This is a genomic window from Caulobacter sp. Root1472 (genome assembly GCF_001426985.1).
GTDB classification, from domain to species: Bacteria; Pseudomonadota; Alphaproteobacteria; order Caulobacterales; family Caulobacteraceae; genus Caulobacter; species Caulobacter rhizosphaerae.
The window spans coordinates 1-23,782 of record NZ_LMFX01000014.1 but is presented as its reverse complement, the minus strand read 5'-3'; the positions used below and the strand labels follow the sequence as shown (position 1 = coordinate 23,782).

16 protein-coding genes and 1 pseudogene are annotated in these 23,782 nt (G+C 67.4%); 13 read left to right on the top strand and 4 right to left on the bottom strand.

Going from position 1 to position 23,782, the window contains the following annotated elements; all coding sequences use genetic code 11:
* Positions 1–120 precede the first annotated feature (120 nt).
* The 5 genes from ASD47_RS11530 to ASD47_RS11510 all read left to right on the top strand — a co-directional run bounded on the left by ASD47_RS11530 (position 121) and on the right by ASD47_RS11510 (position 3,743).
* Positions 121–831: a response regulator transcription factor gene (locus tag ASD47_RS11530; RefSeq protein WP_056756117.1), complete on the top strand. Its 711-nt coding sequence runs from the start codon at positions 121–123 to the stop codon at positions 829–831.
* A complete protein-coding gene (locus ASD47_RS11525; protein ID WP_056756114.1) occupies positions 800–2,554 on the top strand; it encodes an ATP-binding protein in 1,755 nt (584 codons plus the stop codon). Before ASD47_RS11530 ends, ASD47_RS11525 begins: the two co-directional genes overlap by 32 nt.
* Complete coding sequence (locus tag ASD47_RS11520) at positions 2,551–2,985, top strand: HPr kinase/phosphorylase (protein ID WP_056756112.1); 435 nt, start codon at positions 2,551–2,553, stop codon at positions 2,983–2,985. The genes ASD47_RS11525 and ASD47_RS11520 overlap by 4 nt, the downstream gene beginning before the upstream one ends.
* A gap of 75 nt (positions 2,986–3,060) precedes the next feature.
* Positions 3,061–3,468, top strand: coding sequence for a PTS sugar transporter subunit IIA (locus tag ASD47_RS11515; protein ID WP_056756109.1), 408 nt, complete (start codon positions 3,061–3,063; stop codon positions 3,466–3,468).
* Entirely contained in the window at positions 3,465–3,743 is a 279-nt protein-coding gene (locus tag ASD47_RS11510) for an HPr family phosphocarrier protein (RefSeq protein ID WP_056756108.1), read from the top strand. The genes ASD47_RS11515 and ASD47_RS11510 overlap by 4 nt, the downstream gene beginning before the upstream one ends.
* Positions 3,744–3,758: 15 nt before the next feature.
* Here ASD47_RS11510 and ASD47_RS11505 read toward each other — a convergent pair whose 3' ends face one another.
* Complete coding sequence (locus tag ASD47_RS11505) at positions 3,759–4,433, bottom strand: OmpA family protein (protein WP_369800289.1); 675 nt, start codon at positions 4,431–4,433, stop codon at positions 3,759–3,761.
* Positions 4,434–4,640: 207 nt separating this feature from the next.
* On the opposite strand from ASD47_RS11505, the gene ASD47_RS11500 reads away from it, so the two are divergent.
* Positions 4,641–5,576 carry an isopenicillin N synthase family oxygenase gene (locus tag ASD47_RS11500; protein ID WP_056756105.1) on the top strand — a complete coding sequence of 312 codons (936 nt, stop codon included), beginning with the start codon at positions 4,641–4,643 and terminating at the stop codon, positions 5,574–5,576.
* Between the two features lie 116 nt (positions 5,577–5,692).
* Here ASD47_RS11500 and ASD47_RS11495 read toward each other — a convergent pair whose 3' ends face one another.
* Together ASD47_RS11495 and ASD47_RS11490 are read right to left on the bottom strand one after the other, a co-directional pair.
* Positions 5,693–7,363 carry a TadE/TadG family type IV pilus assembly protein gene (locus ASD47_RS11495; protein ID WP_164468867.1) on the bottom strand — a complete coding sequence of 557 codons (1,671 nt, stop codon included), beginning with the start codon at positions 7,361–7,363 and terminating at the stop codon, positions 5,693–5,695.
* 118 nt (positions 7,364–7,481) lie between these two features.
* Positions 7,482–9,332: a M2 family metallopeptidase gene (locus ASD47_RS11490; protein ID WP_056756101.1), complete on the bottom strand. Its 1,851-nt coding sequence runs from the start codon at positions 9,330–9,332 to the stop codon at positions 7,482–7,484.
* 172 nt (positions 9,333–9,504) lie between these two features.
* Here ASD47_RS11490 and rlmN point away from each other — a divergent pair, with 172 nt between their 5' ends.
* The 7 genes from rlmN (at position 9,505) to galA (ending at position 23,489) form a co-directional block, all read left to right on the top strand.
* Positions 9,505–10,707: a 23S rRNA (adenine(2503)-C(2))-methyltransferase RlmN gene (gene rlmN, locus ASD47_RS11485; RefSeq protein ID WP_056756097.1), complete on the top strand. Its 1,203-nt coding sequence runs from the start codon at positions 9,505–9,507 to the stop codon at positions 10,705–10,707.
* Between the two features lie 172 nt (positions 10,708–10,879).
* Positions 10,880–12,295, top strand: coding sequence for an APC family permease (locus ASD47_RS11480; protein ID WP_056756094.1), 1,416 nt, complete (start codon positions 10,880–10,882; stop codon positions 12,293–12,295).
* Positions 12,296–12,632: 337 nt separating this feature from the next.
* Complete coding sequence (locus tag ASD47_RS11475) at positions 12,633–15,485, top strand: TonB-dependent receptor plug domain-containing protein (RefSeq protein WP_056756091.1); 2,853 nt, start codon at positions 12,633–12,635, stop codon at positions 15,483–15,485.
* A 6-nt stretch (positions 15,486–15,491) separates the two neighbouring features.
* Positions 15,492–16,154, top strand: a complete 663-nt coding sequence (locus tag ASD47_RS11470) for a putative 2OG-Fe(II) oxygenase (RefSeq protein WP_056756087.1) — start codon at positions 15,492–15,494, stop codon at positions 16,152–16,154.
* A gap of 53 nt (positions 16,155–16,207) precedes the next feature.
* The gene (locus ASD47_RS11465; RefSeq protein ID WP_162251636.1) at positions 16,208–18,517 is read left to right on the top strand and encodes a heparinase II/III family protein; all 2,310 of its coding nucleotides are present in this window, start codon (positions 16,208–16,210) and stop codon (positions 18,515–18,517) included.
* A gap of 1,451 nt (positions 18,518–19,968) precedes the next feature.
* Positions 19,969–20,586: a FadR/GntR family transcriptional regulator gene (locus ASD47_RS11460; RefSeq protein ID WP_057187402.1), complete on the top strand. Its 618-nt coding sequence runs from the start codon at positions 19,969–19,971 to the stop codon at positions 20,584–20,586.
* Positions 20,587–20,606: 20 nt separating this feature from the next.
* Positions 20,607–23,489, top strand: a complete 2,883-nt coding sequence (galA, locus tag ASD47_RS11455) for a beta-galactosidase GalA (RefSeq protein WP_156402218.1) — start codon at positions 20,607–20,609, stop codon at positions 23,487–23,489.
* Between the two features lie 101 nt (positions 23,490–23,590).
* Here galA and ASD47_RS27005 read toward each other — a convergent pair.
* Positions 23,591–23,782, bottom strand: a pseudogene (locus ASD47_RS27005) (IclR family transcriptional regulator); the annotation flags it as partial.

Sequence of the window (23,782 nt, the reverse complement as noted above, 5' to 3'; positions counted from 1 at the left end):
TGGAGCCGCAAAAGCCAGGGAAAGCTTGGCCGCCTCCATGCGTTACAGGGGGCGCGTTGTAGCGTGCGACGCCGATCGATAGTATCGGCAGGAAAATCGCGAAAGGACCCATAGGGCTCGATGGCCGATATTACTCTCATCGACGACGACGAGAACATCGTCGCCTCGGTTTCGCTGGCGCTGGAAAGCCACGGTCACGTGGTGAAGGCCTATTACGACGGCGCGTCGGGGCTCGACGCGGTCGAGAGCCAGGCGCCCGACCTGGTGATCCTGGACGTCAAGATGCCGCGCATGGACGGCATGGAAGTGCTGCGCCGCCTGCGCCAGAGCACCGAGATCCCCGTGATCATGCTGACCTCCAAGGACGACGAGATCGACGAGATCCTCGGCTTCAACCTCGGGGCCGACGACTACATCCACAAGCCGTTCAGCCAGCGCCTGCTGCTGGAGCGGGTCAAGGCCGTGCTGCGCCGGGCTCGCCCCGAGGAGGAGGACGCCGCCAGCGCCGCCCCCGGCTCGGCCAATTCCAAGATCATGAAGCGCGGCAAGCTGACGCTCGATTCGGCGCGGCACGACAGCCTGTGGGACGGCAAGCCGGTGCGCCTGACGGTCACCGAGTTCCTGCTGCTGCAGTCGCTGGCCCAGCGCCCGGGCTTCGTGAAGAGCCGCGACAACCTGATGGACGCCGCCTACGACGATCAGGTCTATGTCGACGACCGCACCATCGACAGCCACATCAAGCGCATGCGCAAGAAGTTCCGGCAGGTCGATCCCGAGTTCGATTCCATCGAAACCCTCTATGGCGTCGGCTACCGATATCGCGAATCCTGATCGCAAGGGGGCCGGGGAGTCCGGCCCGGAGGCCAGGCCGAGGCGGGGTTTGACCCTGCCGAGGCTGGCCTGGCCCAAGCTCGCCTGGCCGAGGGGCTCGCGCCTGGGCCGGCTGATCATCGGCCTGAACCTGCTGGCCCTGGCGGTGCTGCTGGGCGGAGCGCTGGTGCTCAACGAGCTGCGCAGCGGTCTGATCAACACCCGGATCGACAGCCTGACCACCCAGGGCGAACTGATCGCCAATGTGATCGACCTGGCCGCGACCGTGGGCGACCCCGAGCCGCGTCTGGTCCCCGACCAGGCCAGCGACATCCTGCAGAGCCTGTTCATCCCGCGCTCGCAGCGGGCGCGGCTGTTCGACGCCCAGGGCAACCAGCTGGCCGATTCCTACGTCGTCGCCGATCGGGTGGAGTCCAGGGCGCTGCCACCGGCCCGCAAGCCGGGGCAGCCGGCCTTCGGCCTGCCGACCCACAACCCCGACACCAAGCCCAAGGTCGCCGAGGCGGCGCGCCAGGCCCTGGCCGCCGAGATCGCCCAGGCCAAGCTGGGCGAGCCGGTGGCCGGCACCCGCATCGACGAGATGGGCGAACGCGTGGTGTCGGTGTCGATCCCCATCCAACACGTGCGGGCGGTGCTGGGCGTCCTGACCCTGGAGGCCGGCGACGTCGACCAGATCATCGCCGCCGAGCGCAAGGCGCTGCTGCCGTTCGCCCTGATCGCCATCGCCACCACCCTGATCTCGTCGTTCCTGCTCAACCGCCTGATCGCCCAGCCGGTGCTGCGCATGGCCAGCGCCGCGGACCGCGTGCGGCTGGACGGCGCCCGGGCCATCTCTCTGCCCGACATCTCCGGCCGAAAGGACGAGCTGGGCGACCTGTCGCGGGCCCTGGAGGAGATGACCGACTCGATGTCCGAGCGGATGGACGCCATCGAGCGCTTCGCCGCCGACGTGGCCCACGAGATCAAGAATCCCCTGACCTCGATCCGCTCGGCGATCGAGACCCTGGACCTGGTGACCGATCCCGCCGCCCGGGCCCGGCTGCTGGGCATCCTGCAGCAGGACGTCACCCGCCTGGATCGGCTGGTCACCGACATCTCCAACGCTTCCAGGCTGGACGCGGAGCTGTCGCGCGAGGCGCCGCGGGCCTTCGAGCTGAACGGCCTGCTGGCCGAGGTCATTCACCTCTACGAGGCCCAGCTGCGGCCAGGCGACGCTCCGGGCAGCGTGCGGGTGACCTTCGACGCCAAGGGCGCGCCGCCGCACGCCCGGATCGTGGCGCGCGAGACCCCCGTGGGCCAGGTGTTCCGCAACCTGATCGACAACGCCCGCTCGTTCAGCGCCGCCGACGGCGAGGTGCGGGTGACGCTCAAGCGCGACCCGGGCCTGCGCGACCATCACAATCGCCTGATCGTCACGGTCGACGACGACGGCCCGGGCATTCCGCCCGACAATCTGGAGACGATCTTCGAGCGGTTCTACACCTCGCGGCCGAAGGGCAAGGCGTTCGGCGGCAATTCGGGCCTGGGCCTGTCGATCGCTCGCCAGATCGTCGAGGCGCACGGCGGGACCATGCGGGCCGAGAACCGCAAGGACGCCGAAGGCAAGGTGATCGGCGCCCGGTTCCTGGTCGATCTCCCCGAAGCCAGCGCCCACAACGGCCACCATCATCATCATCACGGTGGCCCGCGCGACGCCCATCGCGAGGGAGGGCCGCGCGAATGATCCGCCATGCGGGGCTGATCGCCCGTCGGGTCTACGGAATCTGGCGCGGCGCGCTGATCGAGGGGCCGTCGGGCGTCGGCAAGAGCGATCTGGCGCTGCGGGCCCTCGACCAGGGCTTCGTCCTGGTCGCCGACGACCGCACCGTGACCTTCGTCTCCGGCGGCCGGCTCTACGGCCGAGCGCCGGACGCCCTGGCCGGACTGGTCGAGGTTCGCGGCGTGGGCGTGCTGCCCCGGCCGCATCGGGCGCTCTGCCCGATCGACCTTCTGGTGCGCTGCGTGGATCGGCCGCAGGCCGTCGAGCGGTTACCCGATCCCATATTCGAGGTCATCGAGGGCGTGTCGACGCGGGTGCTGGACCTGTGGCCTCTCGAACCCGGCGGGCCCGGGAAAATCAGACGAGTGTTTGAGCATCTTGGAGTCGCCGACTAACAAGCGTATCAAGGCGGCCCGCGCGGCGCCTCCCTGCCGCCACGGGTTATGGGGATCCCGTTTGAGAGATCAGGCATGATCGGGCTCGTGATAGTCACGCACGGGCGGCTGGCGGAGGAGTTCGTCTCCGCCATGGAGCATGTGGTCGGACCGCAGGGCGCGGTGAAGGCCATCTGCATCGGTCCGGAAGACGACATGGAGCGTCGCCGGTCCGATATCCTGAAGGCGTGCGCCGCGGTCGACCAGGATGGCGACGGCGTGATCCTGCTGACCGATATGTTCGGCGGCACGCCGTCGAATCTGGCCATTTCGGTGATGGAGCAGACCAAGGCCGAGGTGATCGCCGGCCTGAACCTGCCGATGCTGATCAAGCTGGCCAGCGTGCGCCAGCGCGAGGACCTGCAGGCCTGCGTCGCCCACGCTCAGGAGGCTGGACGCAAATATATCTCCGTGGCCTCCTACGTGCTGGCGGGAGAAAAATGAGTCGCATGGCGGAGCGAACGGTCGAGATCGTCAATGAGCGGGGGCTGCACGCCCGCGCCTCGGCCAAGTTCGTCAAGCTGGCCTCCGGCTTCGACGCCGAGGTCACGGTCGCCCGCGACGGAACCAGCGTCGACGCCCGCTCGATCATGGGCCTGATGATGCTGGCCGCCGGCATCGGCTCGACCATCGACATCGCCGCCGAGGGACCGGAAGCCGACGCGGCGGTCGAGGCCCTGACCGAACTCGTGTCCAACCGGTTCGACGAGGAGCGGTAGTCGCTCTTCGCCCCCCTAGCGCGTCAGCGGCCGCAGGATGATCTCGACCCGACGGTTCTGGGCGCGGCCCTCGGCGGTGTCGTTGGAGGCGATCGGCTGGCGCTCGCCCTGCCCGGCAACGAAGACGCGGTCGGGCAGCACCCGGCCGGGACCCGTCAGGTAGCCGGCCACCGAGCTGGCGCGGCGCTCCGACAGGGTCTGGTTGTAGTCGTCGGGGCCGCTGCTGTCGGCGTGGCCGACCACGTCGATCGTCGTCTGCGGATAGGCGTTCAGCGTACGGGCCACGTCGTCCAGCACGCGGGTGAACTGGGGCTGGACCTCGGACTTGTCGACGGCGAAGGTCACGTCGCTGGGCATGACCAGCACGATCTGGTCGCCGTTGCGGCGAATCATCACGCCCGAGCCCTCCAGGCTGCGGCGGAAGTCGGCTTGCTGGCGGTCCATGTAGTTGCCGACCGCGCCGCCGGCCAGGGCGCCGATACCCGCGCCGATCAGGGCGTTCTTGCGGCCCTGCTCGCCCTTGTTGGTGTTGGTCAGATAGCCCAGGGCCGCGCCGATGCCGGCCCCGCTCAGGACCCCGGTCCCGGTGTTGTTGCGCACCGGCATGCCGGTATAGGGGTCGGTGGTGGTGCAGGCGGCCAGGGCCAGGGCGCCCGCCAGGGCGATCCACGGGGCGTACTTGCTCATCATCACGGTCTTTCCCTCTTGCGGCCTTGATCCCGGGCCATTGCCCGTGATCCTTGGCGCCATTGAATCCTTGCGAGGCAGAACGCCTCGTCCATGGCCAAGTTCCAACAGGTGACATGACGCCGAGATGAACGGCCTTCGCGCCGGACGCCTGACAGTGTAGTAAGTCCAGCCTTACTAAGTCCCATCTTGCCAGCCGAGGCCACGCCCGTGTCCGCATCCGCCATCGAACCCGTCTCGTTCACCCTGTACTCGAAGGATTTCGACAGGTTCGCCCAGGCGCTGGGCGCGTCGTTCCAGCGCTACGGCTTCGCGGTGATCTCGGACCACGACCTGGCCCAGGCGCGGATCGACGCGGCGATCGCCGACGCCAAGGCCTTCTTCGCCTTGCCCGAGGAGACCAAGCGCCAGTACGCGGGGGTGAAGGGCGGTTCGCGCGGCTACATCCCGTTCGGCATCGAGACCGCCAAGGGCGCCGACCACTACGACCTGAAGGAATTCTGGCACGTCGGCCGCGACCTCCCGCCCGGCCACCCGTTCCGCGCCACCATGGCCGACAACATCTGGCCGGCCGAGATTCCCAGCTTCCACCATAATGTCGGCTGGCTGTACGGCGCGCTCGACAGCCTGGGCGTGCGGGTCCTGAAGGCCATCGCCACCTATCTGGAACTTGGCCGGGACTTCTTCGATCCGACGGTCAAGGACGGCAACAGCGTGCTGCGCCTGCTGCACTATCCGCCGATCCCCAAGGACGCCACCGGCGTGCGGGCCGGGGCGCATGGCGACATCAACACCATCACCCTGCTGTTGGGCGCCGAGGAGGGCGGGCTCGAACTGCTCGACCGGAATGGCGACTGGCTGCCGATCAACCCGCCGCCCGGCTGCGTGGTCTGCAACATCGGCGACATGCTCGAGCGCCTGACCAACCACGTCCTGCCCTCGACGATCCACCGCGTGGTCAATCCGCCGCCCGAACGCCGCGGCGTGCCGCGCTATTCGACGCCGTTCTTCCTGCACTTCGCGTCGGACTACCTGATCAAGACCCTGCCCAGCTGCGTCACGGGCGAGAACCCGGACCGCTATCCCGAGCCGATCACCGCCGACGCCTTCCTCCAGCAGCGCCTGCGGGAGATCAAGCTGGCCTAGCCGGAACCTCCATCAGTCCCGGGACGAGCCGGAGGCGAGGAAGCGAAAGCCAAGGCTTAGCCAAAACGAGGCGCCGCCAAGCAAAAAGCCCCGGAGGATCGCTCCGGGGCTTTTTCTTACTTGGTGATCCGCAGGTTCTGGATCGAGCCGGCGATGGTGTTGAACACCGAGGTCAGCTGGGCGGCGTCGGTGACGTCGTAATACATGTCCAGCTTGGTGGCGCAGTCCTGCAGGATCGTCTTGGAGTGGCTGGAGACCCCCACGCCGATGGCGTAGATCTGCACTCCCTCGGCCTTGGCGTTGTCGCAGACCAGCTTTTCCCGGCTGTCGATCGCGTCGCGGCGGTTGGTGGCCGTGGAGCTGCTGGTCAGGGCCGTGCCGCTGGCGTTCTTCAGACGCCCCTGGCCGATGTAGCCGTAGCCCGTATAGGCCGAGTTGTTGGGGTTGTTATAGGTGTCGTTGGTGTTGTCGCCGTCGGTCAGCAGCACGATCACCTTGGTGGTCTTCTGGCCCTCGGTGGAGTTCGGAATGACGCCGTCGGCGAAGGGCCCGTTGTTCGACAGGGTGTGCCAGCCCCAGACCAGGCCCATGGCGACGTTGGTGTTGCCGTTGGCGACCATCTGGCCGAGCTTGGTCTTCACCGCGTCCCGCTGGGTGGTGGAGCGGACATTGGTCAGGCGCATCAGGCTGGTCATGCCGCAGCCGGAGTTGGGGCCGTAGACCGTGCCGGTCTTGGCCAAGCTGAGGACGTTGTTCTTGTTGTTCGCGCCGTACTTGGCGATCGGCGTCGAGCGCGTGTTCCAGGCGGTCGCCAGGGTGCCGTTGGGCGCAACCCCGTCCGGCAGCCAATTGTTCAGGATCGGATACGAGGTGCCGGTGGTCCGGCTGTCGCGGTAGCGGGTCGAGCTGGACTGGTTGACGCCGACGGTGTTGTCGTCGGGCTCGTCCGGCGCGAAGAACGGCACGAACAGCGAGGCGGGCGTCGCGCTGGTCGGCGGATCGTCGGTGACATCGTAGGGCGCGGGACGGCTTTCGACGCAGCCGGCCCAGGTCAGGCCCAGGTTCGACAGCAGGGCGAAGCGGTCCTGGTTAGTCGCGAACACGTCGGTCCCGTAGCCGGTCGCCGGCATCTTTCCCGACATCCAGCTCTGGCTCTGGTAGGTCGAGCCGACATTGACGGTCATCGAGAACGGCACGACGCTGATCTTCACCGCGTCAGTCTCGCTGGCCCGGGCCGCGGCGGCGGCCAGGACGTCGACCAGCGACTGGGAGGCGTCGATCAGGGCGTCGATCTTGCGGGCCCCCGAGCCCAGGGTGCTGGCCATCGAGCCGGTGTTGTCGAGCACCAGGGCCACTTCCAGCTTGTTGACCGAGCGCATCACGGTGGAGTCCGCCGAGACATTTGGGTCGCCGGAGCTCCAGAGATTGGAGATGATCGGCTTGATGGTCACGTTCTGGACCTTGCCCACCACCGTGTTGTTGTCGCCCAGGGAAAAGGTCGAGTTGGCGGCCGTCAGGGTCACCCCCAGGCCGGCCATCTCGGTGGCCAGGGCGGCGTCGCCGATGGTGTCCAGGTCGGCGTTGGTGGTCGCGGTCGAACGGGCGGCCATCAGGGTCGCCGCGTCGAGGGCGTCCTGCAGCTGGCGCTTCTGGACGCTGGCCCGGCTGAGGTCGATCAGGCCGAAGGTCAGGATGGCGATCGGGATCAGGAGCAGCGCGAACTGCACGGCGATCGCGCCGCGCTCGTCGTCGCGAAGGCGCGCCGCGAGGCGTTTCCACATGGTCATGAGCAAGGCCCGACTCCCCAGAGATCGGGCATTATCGCCAAGGACGGTGAACGGGCGGCAAACGACGATGGTGAATCTTTCCACCTTCGCCGGGCCCGCCGGAGCCTGTCTCAGGCCTCTACCAGCCGCAGGACTGGCCCCTGTTCTGCTTGATCAGCCAGGCGTTCAGCGGCGCGAAATAGTCGGCGATGGCGCTGGCGTCCAAGTCCTTCTCGCCGGTGAAGGCTTCAAGGGCCTCGGGCCAGGGCTTGGACTGGCCCATGGCCAGCATCTTCTCGAACTTCTCGCCCACCGCCTTGTCGCCATAGACCGAGCAGCGGTTCAGCGGCCCCTTCCAGCCGGCCTGGCGGCAGGCGGCCCGGTAGAACTGGAACTGGTAGACCCGGGCCAGGAAGTAGCGGGTATAGGGCGTGCTGTCGGCGACGTGGAACTTGGCGCCAGGATCGAAGGCGTCGGCCGGGCGTGGTCCGGGCGGGGCGACGCCCTGGTACTGGGCGCGCAGCTTCCACCAGGCCTCGTTGTAGTGGGCGGGATCGATCTGGCCGGAGAACACCTGCCAGCGCCATTTGTCGACCAGCAGGCCGAACGGCAGGAAGGCGATCTTGTCCATCGCCATGTTCAGCAGGTACGGGATGTCGGCGTCCGCGTCGGGCGCGGCGTCGATGACCCCGATCTGCTTGAGATAGGTCGGGGTCAGGGCCGACAGGCCGACGAAGTCGCCGATCGCCTCGTGGAAGCCGTCATTGGCCCCGCCCCGGAACAGATAGGGCTGACCGGCATAGGCGCGCTGGTAGAAGTTGTGCCCCAGCTCGTGGTGCACCGTATAGAAGTCGTCGGCGTTGACCCGGGTGCACATCTTCACCCGGATGTCCTGGTCGTTGTCGACGTCCCAGGCCGAAGCGTGGCAGACGACCTCGCGGTCGCGCGGCCGGGTGATCATCGACCGCTTCCAGAAGGTGTCCGGCAGCGGGGCCATGCCCATGGAGGTGTAGAAGCCCTCGCCGGTCTTCATCATCTTGGTGGCGTCATAGCCCTTGGCCACCAGCGACTGGGTCAGGTCGTAACCCGGTCCCGGAAGGCCCTGCGGAGCGGCGATGTCGTAGATGTTGCTCCAGCTCTGAGCCCACATGTTGCCGGTCAGGTCGGCGCGGATCGGGCCGGTCTTCGGTTGCACCGCGTCGCCGTACTTGGCGTTGAGCCGCCCGCGGACGTAGCAGTGCAGGTTCTTGTAGAACGGCGCGACCTGGGCCCAGAGGGCGTCGGTCTTGGCCGCGAAGGCGTCGGGCTCCATGTCGTACCACGAGCGCCACAGGGCCCCGGTGTCCTTGTAGCCCAGCTCGGCCGAGCCCTCGTTGGCCAGCTTGACCAGCTTGGGATAGTCGGCGGCCATCGGCTTGGCTACGGCGTGCCAGGCCTCCCACATGGCCTTGATCCTGGCCGGGTCGCGTTCGGTGCGCAGGCGATCGTCCAGGTCGTCGAGCGTCAGGGTCTCGCCGTCGATCGTCACCTTGCCGGTCGAGTAGAGCGCCCGCAGCCGGGCCTGGACGTCGGCCAGTTCCTGGGCCGCGCCCGGCCTGTCGGAGGCGGGCAGGACCAGGCCGGCCTTCAGCAGTTTGAGCTTGCGGCGGGTGACCGGGTCGACCTGCGTCCGGTCGAAGCGGGCGGCCTGTTTGGCGTACTTCACCGACAGGGCGTTGGCCTCGGCGTCGACCTTGGCGTTCAGCCAGTTGGTGTCGTCGGTGATGTAGGTGGCCTGCACCCAGGCCATGCGGGCGGCGTATTCGCCCATGGCCATCAGGTCCTTCTCGGCGCCGTCGACGAAGGCCTTGGCCTCGGCGGGGGAAGGGGCCGAGGCGACAGCCTGGGCCTGAGTCTGGTTTTGGGCTTGGTTTTGGGCCTGGGCCCCGGCGGACAGGGCGGCCGCGCACAGGGCCGCGGCGGCGCAGGCGGCCAGCAGACGGGACTTCATCGAGCCTCCCCAGAGTTCGGCGATCCTCGAGGGATCCGGACGCCGCATGGGAGGCGGCGCGGGCGCGGGCGTCAAGGTCCGGGGCCGCGACGCCCCGTCCTTTTGGAAAAAGTCGCGAGAGCTGCTATATCCTGGCCTCGATCCCTGAAATGTCTTGCCTTCGGACCGCCCCTTGAGCGTCACCCTCGACCTGTCCCGCGTCGCGCCCGCCGTCGATGCTCCCAAGCCGCTGATCAACCTGTCGGGCCTGACCCGGCCGCAGATGGTGGCCGCCCTGACCGAGAGCGGCGTGGTCGAGCACGGCAAGGCCAAGATGCGCGCCACCCAGATCTTCCGCTGGGTGCATCACCGCGGCGTCACCGACTTCGCCCAGATGAGTGACGTGGCCAAGGAGACCCGGGCTCGCCTGGCCGACCATTTCACGATCGCCCGTCCCGAGGTGGTCGAGCGCCAGGTCAGCAAGGACGGCACCCGAAAGTGGCTGATCCGCATGGCCCCGGGCGTCGAGGTCGAGACGGTCTACATTCCGTCCGTGGGCCGGGCGGGGGCGCTCTGCGTCTCCAGTCAGGTGGGCTGCACCCTCAACTGCAGCTTCTGCCATACCGGCACCCAGGCCCTGGTCCGCAACCTGACCGCCGCCGAGATCGTCGCCCAGGTGCAGATCGCCAAGGACGACCTGGGCGAATGGCCGTCCGACAAGGAAGACCGCCTGCTGAGCAACATCGTGTTCATGGGCATGGGCGAGCCGCTCTACAATCTGGGTCAGGTGGCCGACGCCATCGAGATCATCAGCGACAACGAGGGCATCACGATCTCGCGTCGCCGGATCACGGTCTCGACCTCCGGCGTGGTCCCGCAGCTGCAGGCCCTGGGCGACAAGACCCAGGCCATGCTGGCCATCAGCCTGCACGCCACCAACGACGCCCTGCGCGACGTGCTGGTGCCGCTGAACAAGAAGTATCCGCTGGACCAGCTGATGGCTGGGATCCGGGCCTATCCGGGCCTCAGCAACGCCCGCCGCGTGACGTTCGAATATGTGATGCTCAAGGGCGTCAACGACAGCCCCGACGAGGCCCGCGCCCTGGTCAAGCTGATCAAGGGCATTCCGGCCAAGGTCAACCTGATCCCGTTCAATCCGTGGCCAGGCACGGACTATCAATGTTCAGACTGGGCCGCGATCGAGGCTTTCGCCGCGATCCTCAATCGGGCCGGCTATTCCTCGCCGATCCGCACCCCGCGGGGCCGCGACATTCTCGCCGCCTGCGGCCAGCTGAAGAGCGAGAGCGAGAAGGTCCGCGCCTCGGCGATGCGCAAGCTGTCGATGGCCGCCATGGCCGGCGTGCTGGACGACGACGAGGACGAGGCGGCGGCGTAAGGCCGGCCCCCACGCCGGCCCCGCGCCGGACGGCGGAGCCGGACATCACGGACTTGAGGTCCAACGCCGGCGCGCTGGCCAGAGCGTCCAGCCGATTCCGGCGCGAAGGCAAGTTGATGTCGGGCGCATGGCGAGGCTAGTTTGCCGTCGCCTTCCAGACCTCGAGGACTCCATGGGCCAGTTTCGCGCGGCCGACCTTCTTCGCCGCAAGCCTGTGGGCCAAGTGGTCGCCGAGGGGGGCGAGCACCTTCCGGACGAAGGCCTGCATCGTTCGATCGGCCTGTTCCAGCTGACCATGCTGGGCGTCGGGGCCACGATCGGCACCGGCATCTTCGTGGCCTTGACCACGGCCGTGCCGGCGGCCGGGCCGGCCGTGGTCGTCTCGTTCGTGATCGCCGGGATCACCGCGGCCCTGACGGCCCTGTGCTACGCCGAACTGGCCTCGACCATCCCGGTGTCGGGCTCGTCCTACAGCTACGCCTACGCCACGCTGGGCGAGTTCGTCGCCTTCCTCGTCGGGGCGTGCCTGCTGCTGGAATACGCCGTCTCGGCCTCGGCGATCGCGGTGGGCTGGGGCCAGTACCTGAACGAGATGTTCTCCGACCTGATCGGCTGGCGCATGCCCGACGCCATCGCCAAGGCGCCGGGGGCGGGCGGGGTGTTCAACCTGCCGGCGGTGGTGCTGGTCGGCGCCTGCCTGATCCTGCTGCTGCGCGGGGTGAAGGAGTCGGTGACCGTCAACGCCGTGCTGGTGGTGTTGAAGCTGCTGGTGCTGCTGTTTTTCGTGGTCATCGCCTTCAGCGGTTTCCACGCCCACAATCTGACGCCGTTCGCCCCTATGGGCGTGGCCGGGATCGGGGCGGCGGCCTCGTCGATCTTCTTTTCCTACATCGGCATCGACGCGGTCTCGACGGCCGGCGACGAGGTCAAGGACCCGCGCCGCACCCTGCCGCTGGGCATCATCCTGTCCCTGCTGATCGTCACCGGCGTCTATATCCTGGTGGCCCTGGCCGCGGTCGGCGCCCAGCCCTGGACCGCGTTCGCGGGCCAGGAGGCCGGGCTGGCGGTGATCCTGCGCAACCTGACCGGCCAGGCCTGGACCTCGCTGATCCTCTGCGTGGGGGCGATCATCTCGATCTTTTCGATCACCCTGGTCGTCATGTACGGCCAGACCCGCATCCTCTACGCCATGAGCCGCGACGGCCTGCTGCCCAAGGTGTTCCAGCGGGTGAACCCCAAGACCCAAAGCCCGGACCTCAATACCTGGATCGTCGCGGCGTTCATCGCCCTGCTCGCCGCCTTCGTGCCGCTGGACACTCTGGTCAACCTGACCAGCATGGGCACCCTGATCGCGTTCGCCATCGTCTCGCTGGGGGTGATCCTCCTGCGGCGCACCCAGCCCGACCTGCCGCGCGGCTACCGCGTGCCGCTCTATCCGGTCGTGCCGGTGCTCAGCGTGGCGTTCTGCGGCTACCTGATCTACGGCCTGCCCCTGGACACTTGGATCCTGTTCGCGGCCTGGGGCGCGGCGGCCTGCGCGATCTACTTCGGGTATTCGGTGCGCAAGTCGAAGCTGGCGACGGCGTAGCGACGCCCGGGGAGCGGGATGATATCGTAACCATAGCTTCTTTCGCCTGACGCCCAGGCGATTCGGTGACCTGGCGGCCCGGCGCGGGCCCGTTCTCTGCTGAAAAGCGATGAAGACGTCAGCCGGGCGAAAGGCGTTGACAGCCTCTGATTGTCATTGATATCGATAACAATAGAACTGGTCGCGGTGTCGCTCGACGTTGCGATTTGGGCGACGCGATCGGCTGAGCGGCGTCCGAACTCACGTCAAAGCGAGTCGGCGAAAGTCCGAAGGGGAGGAAATGATGGGTGCTCAAAGCCCTGTGCGCGGCCGTGTGCGCGCAACGGAAGTTTCTCACATGGTTCTGGCGCTGGTCGCCGGCGTGAGCGCGTTGTCGGCGCACGGCGCGTACGCGCAGACCGCGGCCCCGCCCAAGGCCGCGGCGGCGAAGCCCGCGGCCCAGGACAACAGCGGGACCAGCACCGTCGACCAGGTGATCGTCACCGGCGTCATGGCCGGAACCGCGGCCAAGAAGGCCAATGTCTCGTTCTCGGTGCTGAACGAAGACGACATGTCCAAGTTCACGCCGATCAGCGCCGACGACATGCTGCGCGACATGCCCGGCGTCGTGGTCGAATCCAATGACGGCGTGGCGCGCAACGAGGTCTTCACACGGGGCATGACCATCGGCACCGGCGCCAATACGTCCGGCTACTTCTGGACGACCATCCTGGAAGACGGCCTGCCGGTCGTGCCGTTCAAGTTCAGCGGCTTTCAGGACGGCTACTTCTACCGCGCCGACATCTCGACCAGCCGGGTCGAGTCGGTGCGCGGCGGCTCGTCTGCGACCGGCGTGACCACGTCCGTGGGCTCCACGTTCAACTACATCACCGGCGCGGTCAGGCCGGGCGGGGTCATCCAGACCCGCCTGGGCTTCGAGGGCGAAGACCTTCACCTGTCGTGGAAGCAGGTCGACGGGGCGTATGGCTGGGTCAACAAGGCCGGCGACGCGGGCGTCGGCGTCAGCGGCTTCTACCGCCGGTCGAACGGCCAGGTGGATCCCGGGTGGGACCTGAACCATGGCGGCCAGTTCAAGGTGAACCTCTACAAGGAATACCAGGGCGCCGGCGGGTCCGGCGCCTTCAACGTGATCCTCAAGCACCTGGACGACACCAACGCCGAGCTGACGACCTTCCAGCAGCCGACCTACGGCTACCAGGACGCACAGGAGATCCCGGGCTTCGGCCGGGACGTGAACCTGTTCATGAACGGCGGCGAGCAGACCGTTCCGAACTATTTCAAGCCGGGCGGCCACACGCTCGATCCGTCGGCCGGCTATCGCTACAAGCAGGATGCGATCTCGCTCAACTGGCGCCACGACACGGACGGCGCCTGGGGTTTCACGGGCGCGCTCCGCGTCCAGAAATCCGACTATCGAGGCCAGTCCTACAAGCCCCAGGGCCTGGCGTCGCTGGCCTCGGCGGCGGCGACGCGCGAGCGTTTCGGCCTGAACATCGACAACCTCGACCGCACGCCCGGCTACTACGAGTTCTACAACGCCGCCGGGGCCCTGGTCGCCAGGGTCGCCAACAACGTGGCCGGCTCGCAGTTGGGAACGAACTATCGCACGGGCGCGGCCTGTCCGCGCGTCACGGCGACCACCTGGCAGACCAACAGCCTGTGCATCGTGGCCAATAGCCTGCCCAATCGTGACATCGACATGCGCGGAGGCCTGGTCACCGCCACCATCCCCAGCGCGAACGGCGGCTTCAATTCCGGAGTCGTGCCGGTCGGGAGCGCCTCGCAGGACCTGGTGCTCCAGACCCGGGCCGAGGACAACGACCGCGGGTCGAAGGACTTCATGGGCAACTTCACCGCCAGCTACCACGGCGAGTCGTATGGCCTGAACTTCGGCGTGTACGTGGCTCGGTCCCATCAGGCCAACGACAACTGGGCCAACGGTCTGGGCGTCTCGGCCTGGGCCGACGGGCAAGTCCAGAACCTGAACGTCAAATATGTCACGGCGTCGGGAACGACCTATCAGCTGACCGACGCCGGCGGCTGGGGCTCATACGGCAGCGGCCTGTTCACGACGGTGTCGCAGCGGGCCAAGATCCTGGAAGTTTCGCCCTATGCCGGCTTCAACTGGTCGCCTGGCAAGCACTGGGACTTCAACGGAAGCATCAAGTACCAGCACTTCAACGCCAAGACCCATTCGGAGACCTGGGACACGCGCAACGCCGGCGCCGCGTCGCTGACCAACGGCGGGCTCGATGGCGATCCGCTGACCGTTTACGACAATGTCTACATGACCCAGACGGCGTCGAAGGTCATTCGCGCCGACCGGGCGCTGGGCGTCGTCGACTACAGCGTGTCGGCTGGGTACAACTTCAACGCCAAGCACAAGATCTACTATCGATACACCGACGCCAAGCAGCCGGCGGCGGGCGTCATCAATCGCTATTCGACGGTGGCCGCCCTGGTTCGTCCGCTCGGTCCGACCGCGTTCATCAAGGGCCACGAACTGGCCTACACGTTCGGTGATCGCAAGTTCAACGGCCAGGTCACCGCCTTCTACCAGAGCTTCGCGGTCAACGATTATCCGACGGCCGTCGATACGGACAACGTCTCGACCTATCTGCTGCCGGAAAACTTCAACACCTACTTCACGCGCGGGATTGAATCGTGGGCGAAGTGGCGGATCACCCGGAACCTCGAGTGGTCTCCGTCCGTGACCTACCTGAACGGCAAGACGACCGCGGCCTACAACTGGCTGAATACGGGCGCCAACGGCCTGGGCGCGGCCGACGATGTCCTTCGTGTCGATGCGGGGATCCTGGCCCGGTCTCCGAAGTGGACGGTCAGCAACACCGTTTCCTACCGGTACAAGGATTTCCGCTTCAACGTTCGTCACCGTTTCATGGACGAACGCAAGCTCAACACCAATGCGCTGGACCATCGCTTCCTGCCCAAGCAGGACAATGTGGACGTCTCGGTGCAATACGAAGGCCTGGCCAAGACCAAGGTCACCGTCGACGTGCGCAACCTGTTCGATACGCAGTATGTCTCGGCCTACGATCCGATGATCAGCAGCAATCTTCCGGCCAACGTCCAGGTCTACGACGTCGTCGCCCAGCTGCCGGAGTCCGGCTACCTGCTCAAGCGCAACGCGCCGCGGTCGGTCTGGCTGACCGTCCGCAAGGAGTTCTAGGCGGCCGTGACCAGCGACCACGACCTGAAGCTTGTGGCGCCGTTCAGCCCGACCATCCTCAAGGCGACGATGCCGGACGGGATGGTCGAGCGGCTGAACGCCCGCATCGACGACCTGCTGGGGCGGCAGGACGAGGTCGCCGCCCGCGACTGGTCCGCGCACCTGGCGGGCGTGGTCAGCACGGAGATGCGGTTCACCGACGTCATCCGCGAAATGCCCGAGGTCACCGACTTCCTCTACGATGTCGCGCGCACCTACGCCTACCGCTGCGAAAACGCGCTCATGCACTACGGCGACTACGAGCGGACCGAAGAGCTGGCCGACAAAAAGCTGCGGATCCAGATCAAGGAAGGCTGGGTCAACGACATGGTCGCCGGCGACTACAATCCCGCCCATTTCCACCAGGGCTGCCTGTTCAGCAGTGTCGGCTACCTTCGCGTGCCGTCCGACTACGAGGCCGAGTTCCGGGCCGACAAGGCGCGCCAGAACACCGCCGGGTGCCTGCAGTTCATCGACAGCCGCAGCGCCGTGGGCGTGCGCAACCTGTTCGTCGTCAAGCCGGCGGTGGGCGAGTTCTACCTGTGGCCGTCCTGGATGCTGCACTGCGTCTATCCGTTCCGGAGCCCGGGCGTGCGCCGCAGCTTCGCGGTCAACCTGTCCCTGGCCTAGGCGGATCATCATTGAGCAGGAACACGATGACAGCGACGGGGAGGAGACACGGGGTGCGTGACGTGATGCGGCGGGTGTCCGGCCTGGTCCTGGCGGCGTGCCTGATCGGCGGGGCGGCCCAGGCCCAGACCCTGCGGTCGGGCCACCCCTACCTGGCGTTCAGCGACCGGCACATCGCGCAGTTTCGCGCCCGGGTGGCCGAGGATCCGGACGCCAAGGCGGCCTGGAGCCGTGCTCACGGCCAGGCCGACGAGGCCATGACCCGCAAGCCGGCCAACGACCGCGAGCTCAACGCCGCCCTGATGGACCTGGCCCTGGCCTACCGCATGACCGGCGAGCGCCGCTACGCCGACCGCGCCAAGGCCCTGCTGGACGTCTATGCGGCGCGGCCCAACTGGATCACCGACAAGCCGCTGCTGGCCCGCACCCCGGTCTGGAATTCCGACCTGGGCATGGGGACCAGCGCCTATGTCTATGGCCTGACCTTCGATGCGATCCATGACGCCCTGGCCCCGGCCGAACGCGACCGCCTGGCCAGGGCCCTGGTCAAGGGCGCCATCAAGCCGATCCTGGGCGACTGGGTCGACGGGGCGGAGCGGATCCACAGCCTCGACACCATGGGCCACAACTGGTTCAGCCACATCGTGTTCGGCGCGGGCGTGGCGGCCATAGCGGTCAAGACCGAGGAGCCCCAGGCCGACGCCTGGATCCGACGGATCGACGAGGCCGCCGAGGAATGGGCCGCCTATGACGGCGGCGCGATCGAGACCAAGCCCCAGCACTTCGCGTCCAACGGCGCCTTCGTCGAAAGCATCAACTACGCCGACTTCGCCGTGGAGGGCTATCTGAGGTTCAAGCGAGCCTGGCTTGACGCCTTCAGCGAAAAGCCCGCGCCGACGCCGCGTTTGGACGGAGTCGCCGACCTGTTCATCCAGAACCTCTATCCAACCGGGGCGGGCGCGCTGTCGTCCAACTTCGGCGACGGCAATCCCACCGCCAGCGGGGCGCACGCCCTGATCAACCTGTGGGCCAGCGGCGACCAGAAGCCCCGCTATCTCTGGTATCTGGACCAGGTCCGCTCCAATCCCGGCCAGGATGTCTGGAGCGAGCCGGAGAACATGGTGCAGTGGCCTTCCGCCAAGGCGCGCGCGGAGGCGGCGCGCGGGCCGGACCTGCCGACCCGCTGGATCGACCGGGACCTGGGCTCGGCGACGATGCGCTCGTCCTGGTCGCCGGACGCGACCTATCTGGCGCTCCGTTCCGGCTTCACCTGGAACCACAACCACGCGGACGCCGGCAGCTTCATCCTCTGGCACAAGGGCAAGCCGCTGCTGATCGACTCCGGCAACAGCAGCTATTCGCGGCCCGAATACGACGGCTACTATCGGCAAAGCGTGGCCCACAATGTCGTCACCCTGGACGGCAAGGCCGAGCCGGCCAGCAACACCTATGACGGCTCGCATTTCCCCGGGCGGGTCGATCACCTGGTCGATGCGGGTGACCTGCGCTTCGTCTGGGCCGACGCCACGGGGCCGAACGCCAGCGTCTTCGAGCGCAAGTATCGCAGCTTCCTGTGGCTGGGCGACGTGATCCTGGTGATCGACGACCTGAAGGGCTGGCAGCCGGGTCAGTTCGAGTGGCTGCTGCACTACGAGGGCGAGGCCAAGCGGCAAGGTCAGGTGATCACGGTCAGGAATGGCGACGCCGAGGTGGCCGTCCAGCCGCTGTTTCCGCAGACCCTGCCCGACGGCGGCCTGCCCACCGACTATCCCGAACTGCTGCGCATGGCCCAGGGCGCCGGCCTGAGGGACCACGCGCCCGACGAAGCCCAGCCCTATCTGCGCCTGCAGGCGCCGGGCGTCTCCGACCGCATGAAGTTCATCGTCGCCCTGACTCCCAACGGTCCGGCCAGCGCGCCACGGATCGAGCGTTTCGAGACCAAGGACTACCTGATGGTGCGGCTTCACCAGAAGGGGCAGGTGACCGACGTCTATTTCAACCTGCTGGCCGACGGCCGGATCCGTCACCGCAACGCCAACGCCGATCTCGGCGGCTGGGAGACCGACGCCTACATCCTGGCGCTGACCTATCCCGAGGGCGGGACGCCGCAGAAGCCCGAACGCTGGTTCGTGGCGGACGGCAGCTACCTGCGCCGCGAAGGCCGGGTGGAGCTCGACTCGCTGTCCAAGGCGTTCGTGGTCAGGACGGCCGGCAAGCGAGGGGTCGAGGCCAGCATCGAGGGCCAGCCCGTCCTCGCCGTCCGCTTGGGCTGCGATGGCGCGCGGTCGATCACCGTGGAGGGGGCGGCCGCCGCTTGCGAGCGTGACGTCGCGCTGGTCCGTCGAACCCGCGCCGCGCGATGATGACGGCGTGACCTGAACAAACCGGATCGCCTCTTGGTTCGGGCCAACTCGGCGAGAAGATCGGTCAGCCCCACGTCTGGACGGGGGCAAGCTCCAATGGCCGAGCGTCGCCAGGAAATGCGTCAAGACGAAAATCTGAGGTCCCGCCCGGACTCAGTCGGGTCGGGAAACGCTCAATCTCCCTGAAGCGTCGCTGCGGGCGGCGCCCGGACGACGACTCCCTGTGGGCCGGGACACGGCGTCGCCAGCGATGTAGGCGTGTTGCAAAAAACTTTGTATAAATAAAACACTACGGTATTTTAGGGCAAATTTTCCCACCGGATCGCATCGAGTGCAAGTGCAAGAGCGCCGCCCGATTATGGAGCGTCCCCTCAAGCACTCATGCAGGGAGAAGGCGCACTGCACCGATGGCCGCAGCGCCTCTGACAAATTGTCTGCTTAATTGCTTCCAGCGAAACTTATAATATGCCTGTGAAGTTGCCCGCTGTGCGTTTGCGATTCCGTCGAAAAATCCACTAATCTTGGGGAGAACAGGAGGGTAAGGCCATTTTAGGCCGTGCTCCGCGCAGGATCCACGCTGACCTCGGAATGCCACCGGTGTCAGTATTAATGTGCAACATTTTGAAATTGAGGCCCCATTTGTCTGAGGAATTGGCTTGCTAATTTGTGACAATCCGCTAGGTCAGTAGGGCGATGACAACGTTGCCATTCGATGGTCAGTCAAAGCGGTTCGCGTGGCGCCCTTGGAGCGCCAGAATCCTCGCGAGCAAGCGGGAGGGGTAGAAAATGCTTTGCAGGCAGAATGTTCGGCGCGATCTGGACAGCACCTCCGACCAAGGCTCTGGCGTTCAGGTCCGAACTCATTCCGGCATGGCCAACCGGCGGGACAGCCGCGCGACCTTCAGCGCAGACGGCGACCGCGGCCAGAGGCGCGCGCGGAGGCTGCAACTGCCAAAGACCAGGTCTTCGTCGAACGACGCCAGCCTGCGGCTGTCGTTCTGACACGTCCTTCTCCTGCGCCCTTCGGCGGTTCCTTTCCCTAGCCGAAGGGCGTCTTTTTCTTCTCCGGAGGAGGCTTTGAGCAAGCCAGTATTGATCGTCAGCGGTGAAGCGACCGACGGCCCCATGGCCGGCTGCCTGGCCCAAGCCGAGTGCGCGGTCCGCCCACCGGCGCTTCGAACGCCGGGGCGTCTGACCGCCGCGCCGATCTTTGAGGCGACCACATGATGCGCGGCGCAGATGCACGGCCACGCAGGCAGGAGGCGGGCGAGGCCCTGTTCGCCGACCGGCTTGGCGCTCTCGAAGAGGCCGATCGTCGCGGCGCCGAACAGGGCCAGCCGCCCGGGGCGGCGCCCCTGATGCCGCCTTGGCGGCCTGGAAGCGCCGAGGATGGCGCGCCGCCGCGCTGGCCAGGTCTGGGTCTGGAGCGTCCGCGTTCGGCCCATGACCAGATGCTGCGCGTCCTGGCCCTGGAAATCATGGACGGCGTCTACGACGTGACCGGCTTTCCGAGCGAAACGGCGCTGCTGCATCGGTTCCAAGTCTCCCGTTCGTTCCTGCGCGAAGTCATTCGGGGCCTGACCGCAAAAGGGTTCCTGAGCGTCAAGACGCGGGTCGGAGCCACGGTCCGCCGGGCGGAACACTGGAGCCATTTTGACCGGGATGTCCTGAGATGGCGTCTGGGGGCGGGCGGCGATCCCGTGTTTGGCGAAGACCTGCGCGCGATGTGTCTGGGTCTGGAGTGCGAGGCGGCGCGCCGCGCGGCCAAGCGGCGTTCGGTCGACGACCTGGAGACCTTGCAGCAGTGCCTGAACGATCTTGCGGCGGAGCCGTCCGACGCAGGGGCTCGCGCCCTCCAGCGGGCCTTCAGGTTGACCATCTGCGCGGCGTCGGACCGGCCGGTCATGCGCTCCCTGTCGGGGCTGATCGAAGCTCAACTGCTGTACGACGCCCGCTGCGGACACGGATCGGGGGCGGCGCGATCCAAGGCGATGCGCCGGGTCTTCGCCGCGATCCGGGACGGTGACGAGGCCGCCGCCGCCGCCGCCATGCGTGATGTGATCGGCTGACGGACGGCCGGAAATCCGAGATGAGCAACATGAACCTGGACCGTCGTCGTTTCCTTTGGGCAAGTTCGGCCATCGCCCTGGCTGGCGCATCACCCGCCCTGGGCTGGGCGGGCGTCGCGGTCCCCGAGCGATCCTATCCCATGCCGCAGCTCAAGGCGCCCGGGGAGAGGATCTCGCTGGACCAGGGCTGGCGCTTCCATCTGGGCGACGTGCCGTTTCCCAAGATCAGGGGGCATGGCTGGTCCTACGCCAACGCCAAGGCCGGCAACGCCCAGGGCGCGGCGTCGTTCGAGTATGACGACAGCGACTGGCGCGAACTGGACCTTCCGCATGACTGGGTGGTCGAAGGGCCGTTCGACAAGGACGAGAACCTGGCCCAGGGCTATCGTCCGCGCGGCAAGGCCTGGTACCGCCGGGCGCTACGGCTGGATCCCGCCGATCGCGGCAAGCACCTATCCATCGAATTCGGCGCGATCGCCACCCAGGCCACGGTGTGGTTCAACGGCAGCGTCGTGGCCCACAACTGGAGCGGCTACAACGCCCTGCAGATCGACCTCACCCCGTTCGCCCGCTACGGCGACGAGCTCAACAGCATCGCCGTGCGGGTCGACGCCGATCTGATGGAAGGCTGGTGGTACGAGGGCGGCGGCATCTATCGCCACGTCTGGCTGACCAAGCGCGCGGCCGTGCATATCGCCGACGACGGCGTCCATGCCGATCCGCGGCGGGACGCGGCGGGGCGCTGGACCCTGCCGGTCGTCGCCACCCTGGGCAATATCGGATCCAAGGCCGAGGCGGTCGAGGTCGAGGCCCAACTGGTCGATCCCTGGGGCAAGGTGGTGGGCGCCGGGCGCGTCGCCGCCGAGGTCCCGTCGCTGGACCAGGCCGAGGCCCGGCTGGTCCTGGAGGTCGCGAGCCCGCGCCTGTGGTCGGTGGACGATCCGGCGCTCTACACGGTGCGCACCCGCGTCTGGCGCGGAGGCCAGCAGGTCGACGAGGCGATCACCTCGACCGGTTTCCGCACGCTGCGGTTCGACCCCGACCAGGGCTTCTTCCTCAACGACCAGTCGCTGAAGATCCAGGGCGTCTGCCTGCATCAGGACCATGCCGGGGTCGGCGTGGCCGTGCCCGACAGCCTGTGGGATTTCCGGTTGCGCCGGGTCAAGGCCATGGGCGCCAATGCGGTGCGTTGCGCCCACAACGCCCCGGCCCCGGAGATGCTCCAGGCGGCCGACCGGCTGGGCGTGCTGATCCTCGACGAGAACCGCAACTTCAACCCCAGCCCTGACTACATGCGGCAGCTGGAATGGCTGATCCGCCGCGACCGCAACCATCCCAGCGTCTTCCTGTGGTCGGTGTTCAACGAAGAGCCGATGCAAGGCACGGAGGCGGGCTACCAGATGGTTCGGCGCATGGTCGCGGCCGTCAAGCGGCTGGATGACAGCCGCCCCGTCACCGCCGCGATGAACGACGGCATGTTCACTCCGATCAACGTCTCGCAGGCCGTGGATGTCGTGGGCTTCAACTACCAGCCCGACAGGTATGACCGGTTCCACGCCGAGCATCCGAACCTGCCGATGATGAGTTCGGAGGACACCTCCGCCTTCATGACCCGCGGCGAATGGTTCACCGATCGCGCGCGCAACATCCTGGCCGAAAACGACGAGGAACCGTCGTCCTGGGGGACGACCCATCGCAAGGGCTGGGAGGCGATCGCCAAGCGTCCGTTCGTGGCGGGCGCCTTCCTGTGGTCGGGCATCGACTATCGCGGCGAACCCACGCCGTTCGAATGGCCCTCGGCCAGCTCGTTCTTCGGGGCGATGGATCTTTGCGGCTTCCCGAAGATGGCGTTCTTCCTGCACAGGGCGCAATGGATCAAGGACCGGCCGCTGCTGGACCTGGCCCCGCACTGGACCTGGCCGGGCAAGGAGGGGCAGCCGATCAAGGTGATGGCCCTGACCAACGCCGAGGCCGTCGAGCTGCGCCTCAACGGCCGGCTGATCTCGCGCCAGGCGGTCGATCCCTTCGTCATGCCGTCCTGGACCGTGCCCTATGCGCCCGGCCGGCTGGAGGCGATCGGCTATGTCGGCGGCAAACCGGTGTCGAAGGCGGTGGTCGAGACGGCGGGTCCGCCGGTCGCCCTGCGCCTGACGCCGGATCGGACCGTCCTGACCGGCGACGGCGCCGACGCCGCGCCGATTACGGTCGAGGCCCTGGACAAGGCCGGGCGGCCGGTCCCCACGGCCAATCTGCCGGTGACCTTTGAGATCGCCAACGGACGGATCATCGGCCTGGGCAATGGCGACCCCAACTGCCACGAGCCGGAGAAGGGAAACGCTCGAAGCCTGTTCAACGGCCTGGCCCAGGTGATCGTGCAGAGCGAACAGGGTTCCAGCGGCGTCATGCGCCTTTCGGCCTCGGCGCCGGGGCTGCGGTCCGCACAGGTTCAACTGACCGTCCAGCCCGGGGCGCTGTTGGCTGAGCCGCGGACCTCGCCGGTCTCGATCCTGTCCGATTGGCGAATGTCGCCGATGGCCTCGACGCGACCGGATCCCTTAGCCAAGCCGGCCGACAACGACATGAATTCCTGGACCTGGGCCAAGCCCGGTACGTTGCAGGACGCCGATCCGGGCGGCGGCTTCGTGCTCTATCGGCTGGCCTTCACGCCGCGCGCGAAGGTGCGGCGGGGCGGCGGCAAGCTGGTGTTCGGCCGCCTGACCGGTCCGGCCGAGGTCTATGTCGACGGCGTCAAGGTGGCGGCCAAGCCTGACGCCGCGGCTGGCGCCCTGACGACGGCGCTGCCGGCCAAGGATGGCGAGCGGACCGTGGCGGTGCTGATGGCCGTGGCGCCGGGCCAGCCTTTCGGCATGGGCGCCCCCGTGGTCGTCGAGGAAGTCGGTTGATGGGCCTCACGACGACGCCGTAGGGGTCCCCGTCGCCTGGAGCGGATTGAACCTGCCGGCGCGCCCGGTCGCTGGGCCACGCCCGGCCGGTCGGGGTGTTTTCAGGCGACGCCCTGGATCTCGCGCGAGATGGCCGCGGCGGTGGCCTGGACCTCGGCGATGGTCTCTTCCACCGGCCGTACGCCACGCTTGCAGATGTAGGGCATGGTCAGGGCCGCGATGGCCGCGCCGTCGGCCATGATGGGCGCGGAGACGTCGGTGATGTTCGGCGCCAGGTCGCTTTCGGCGCGCCA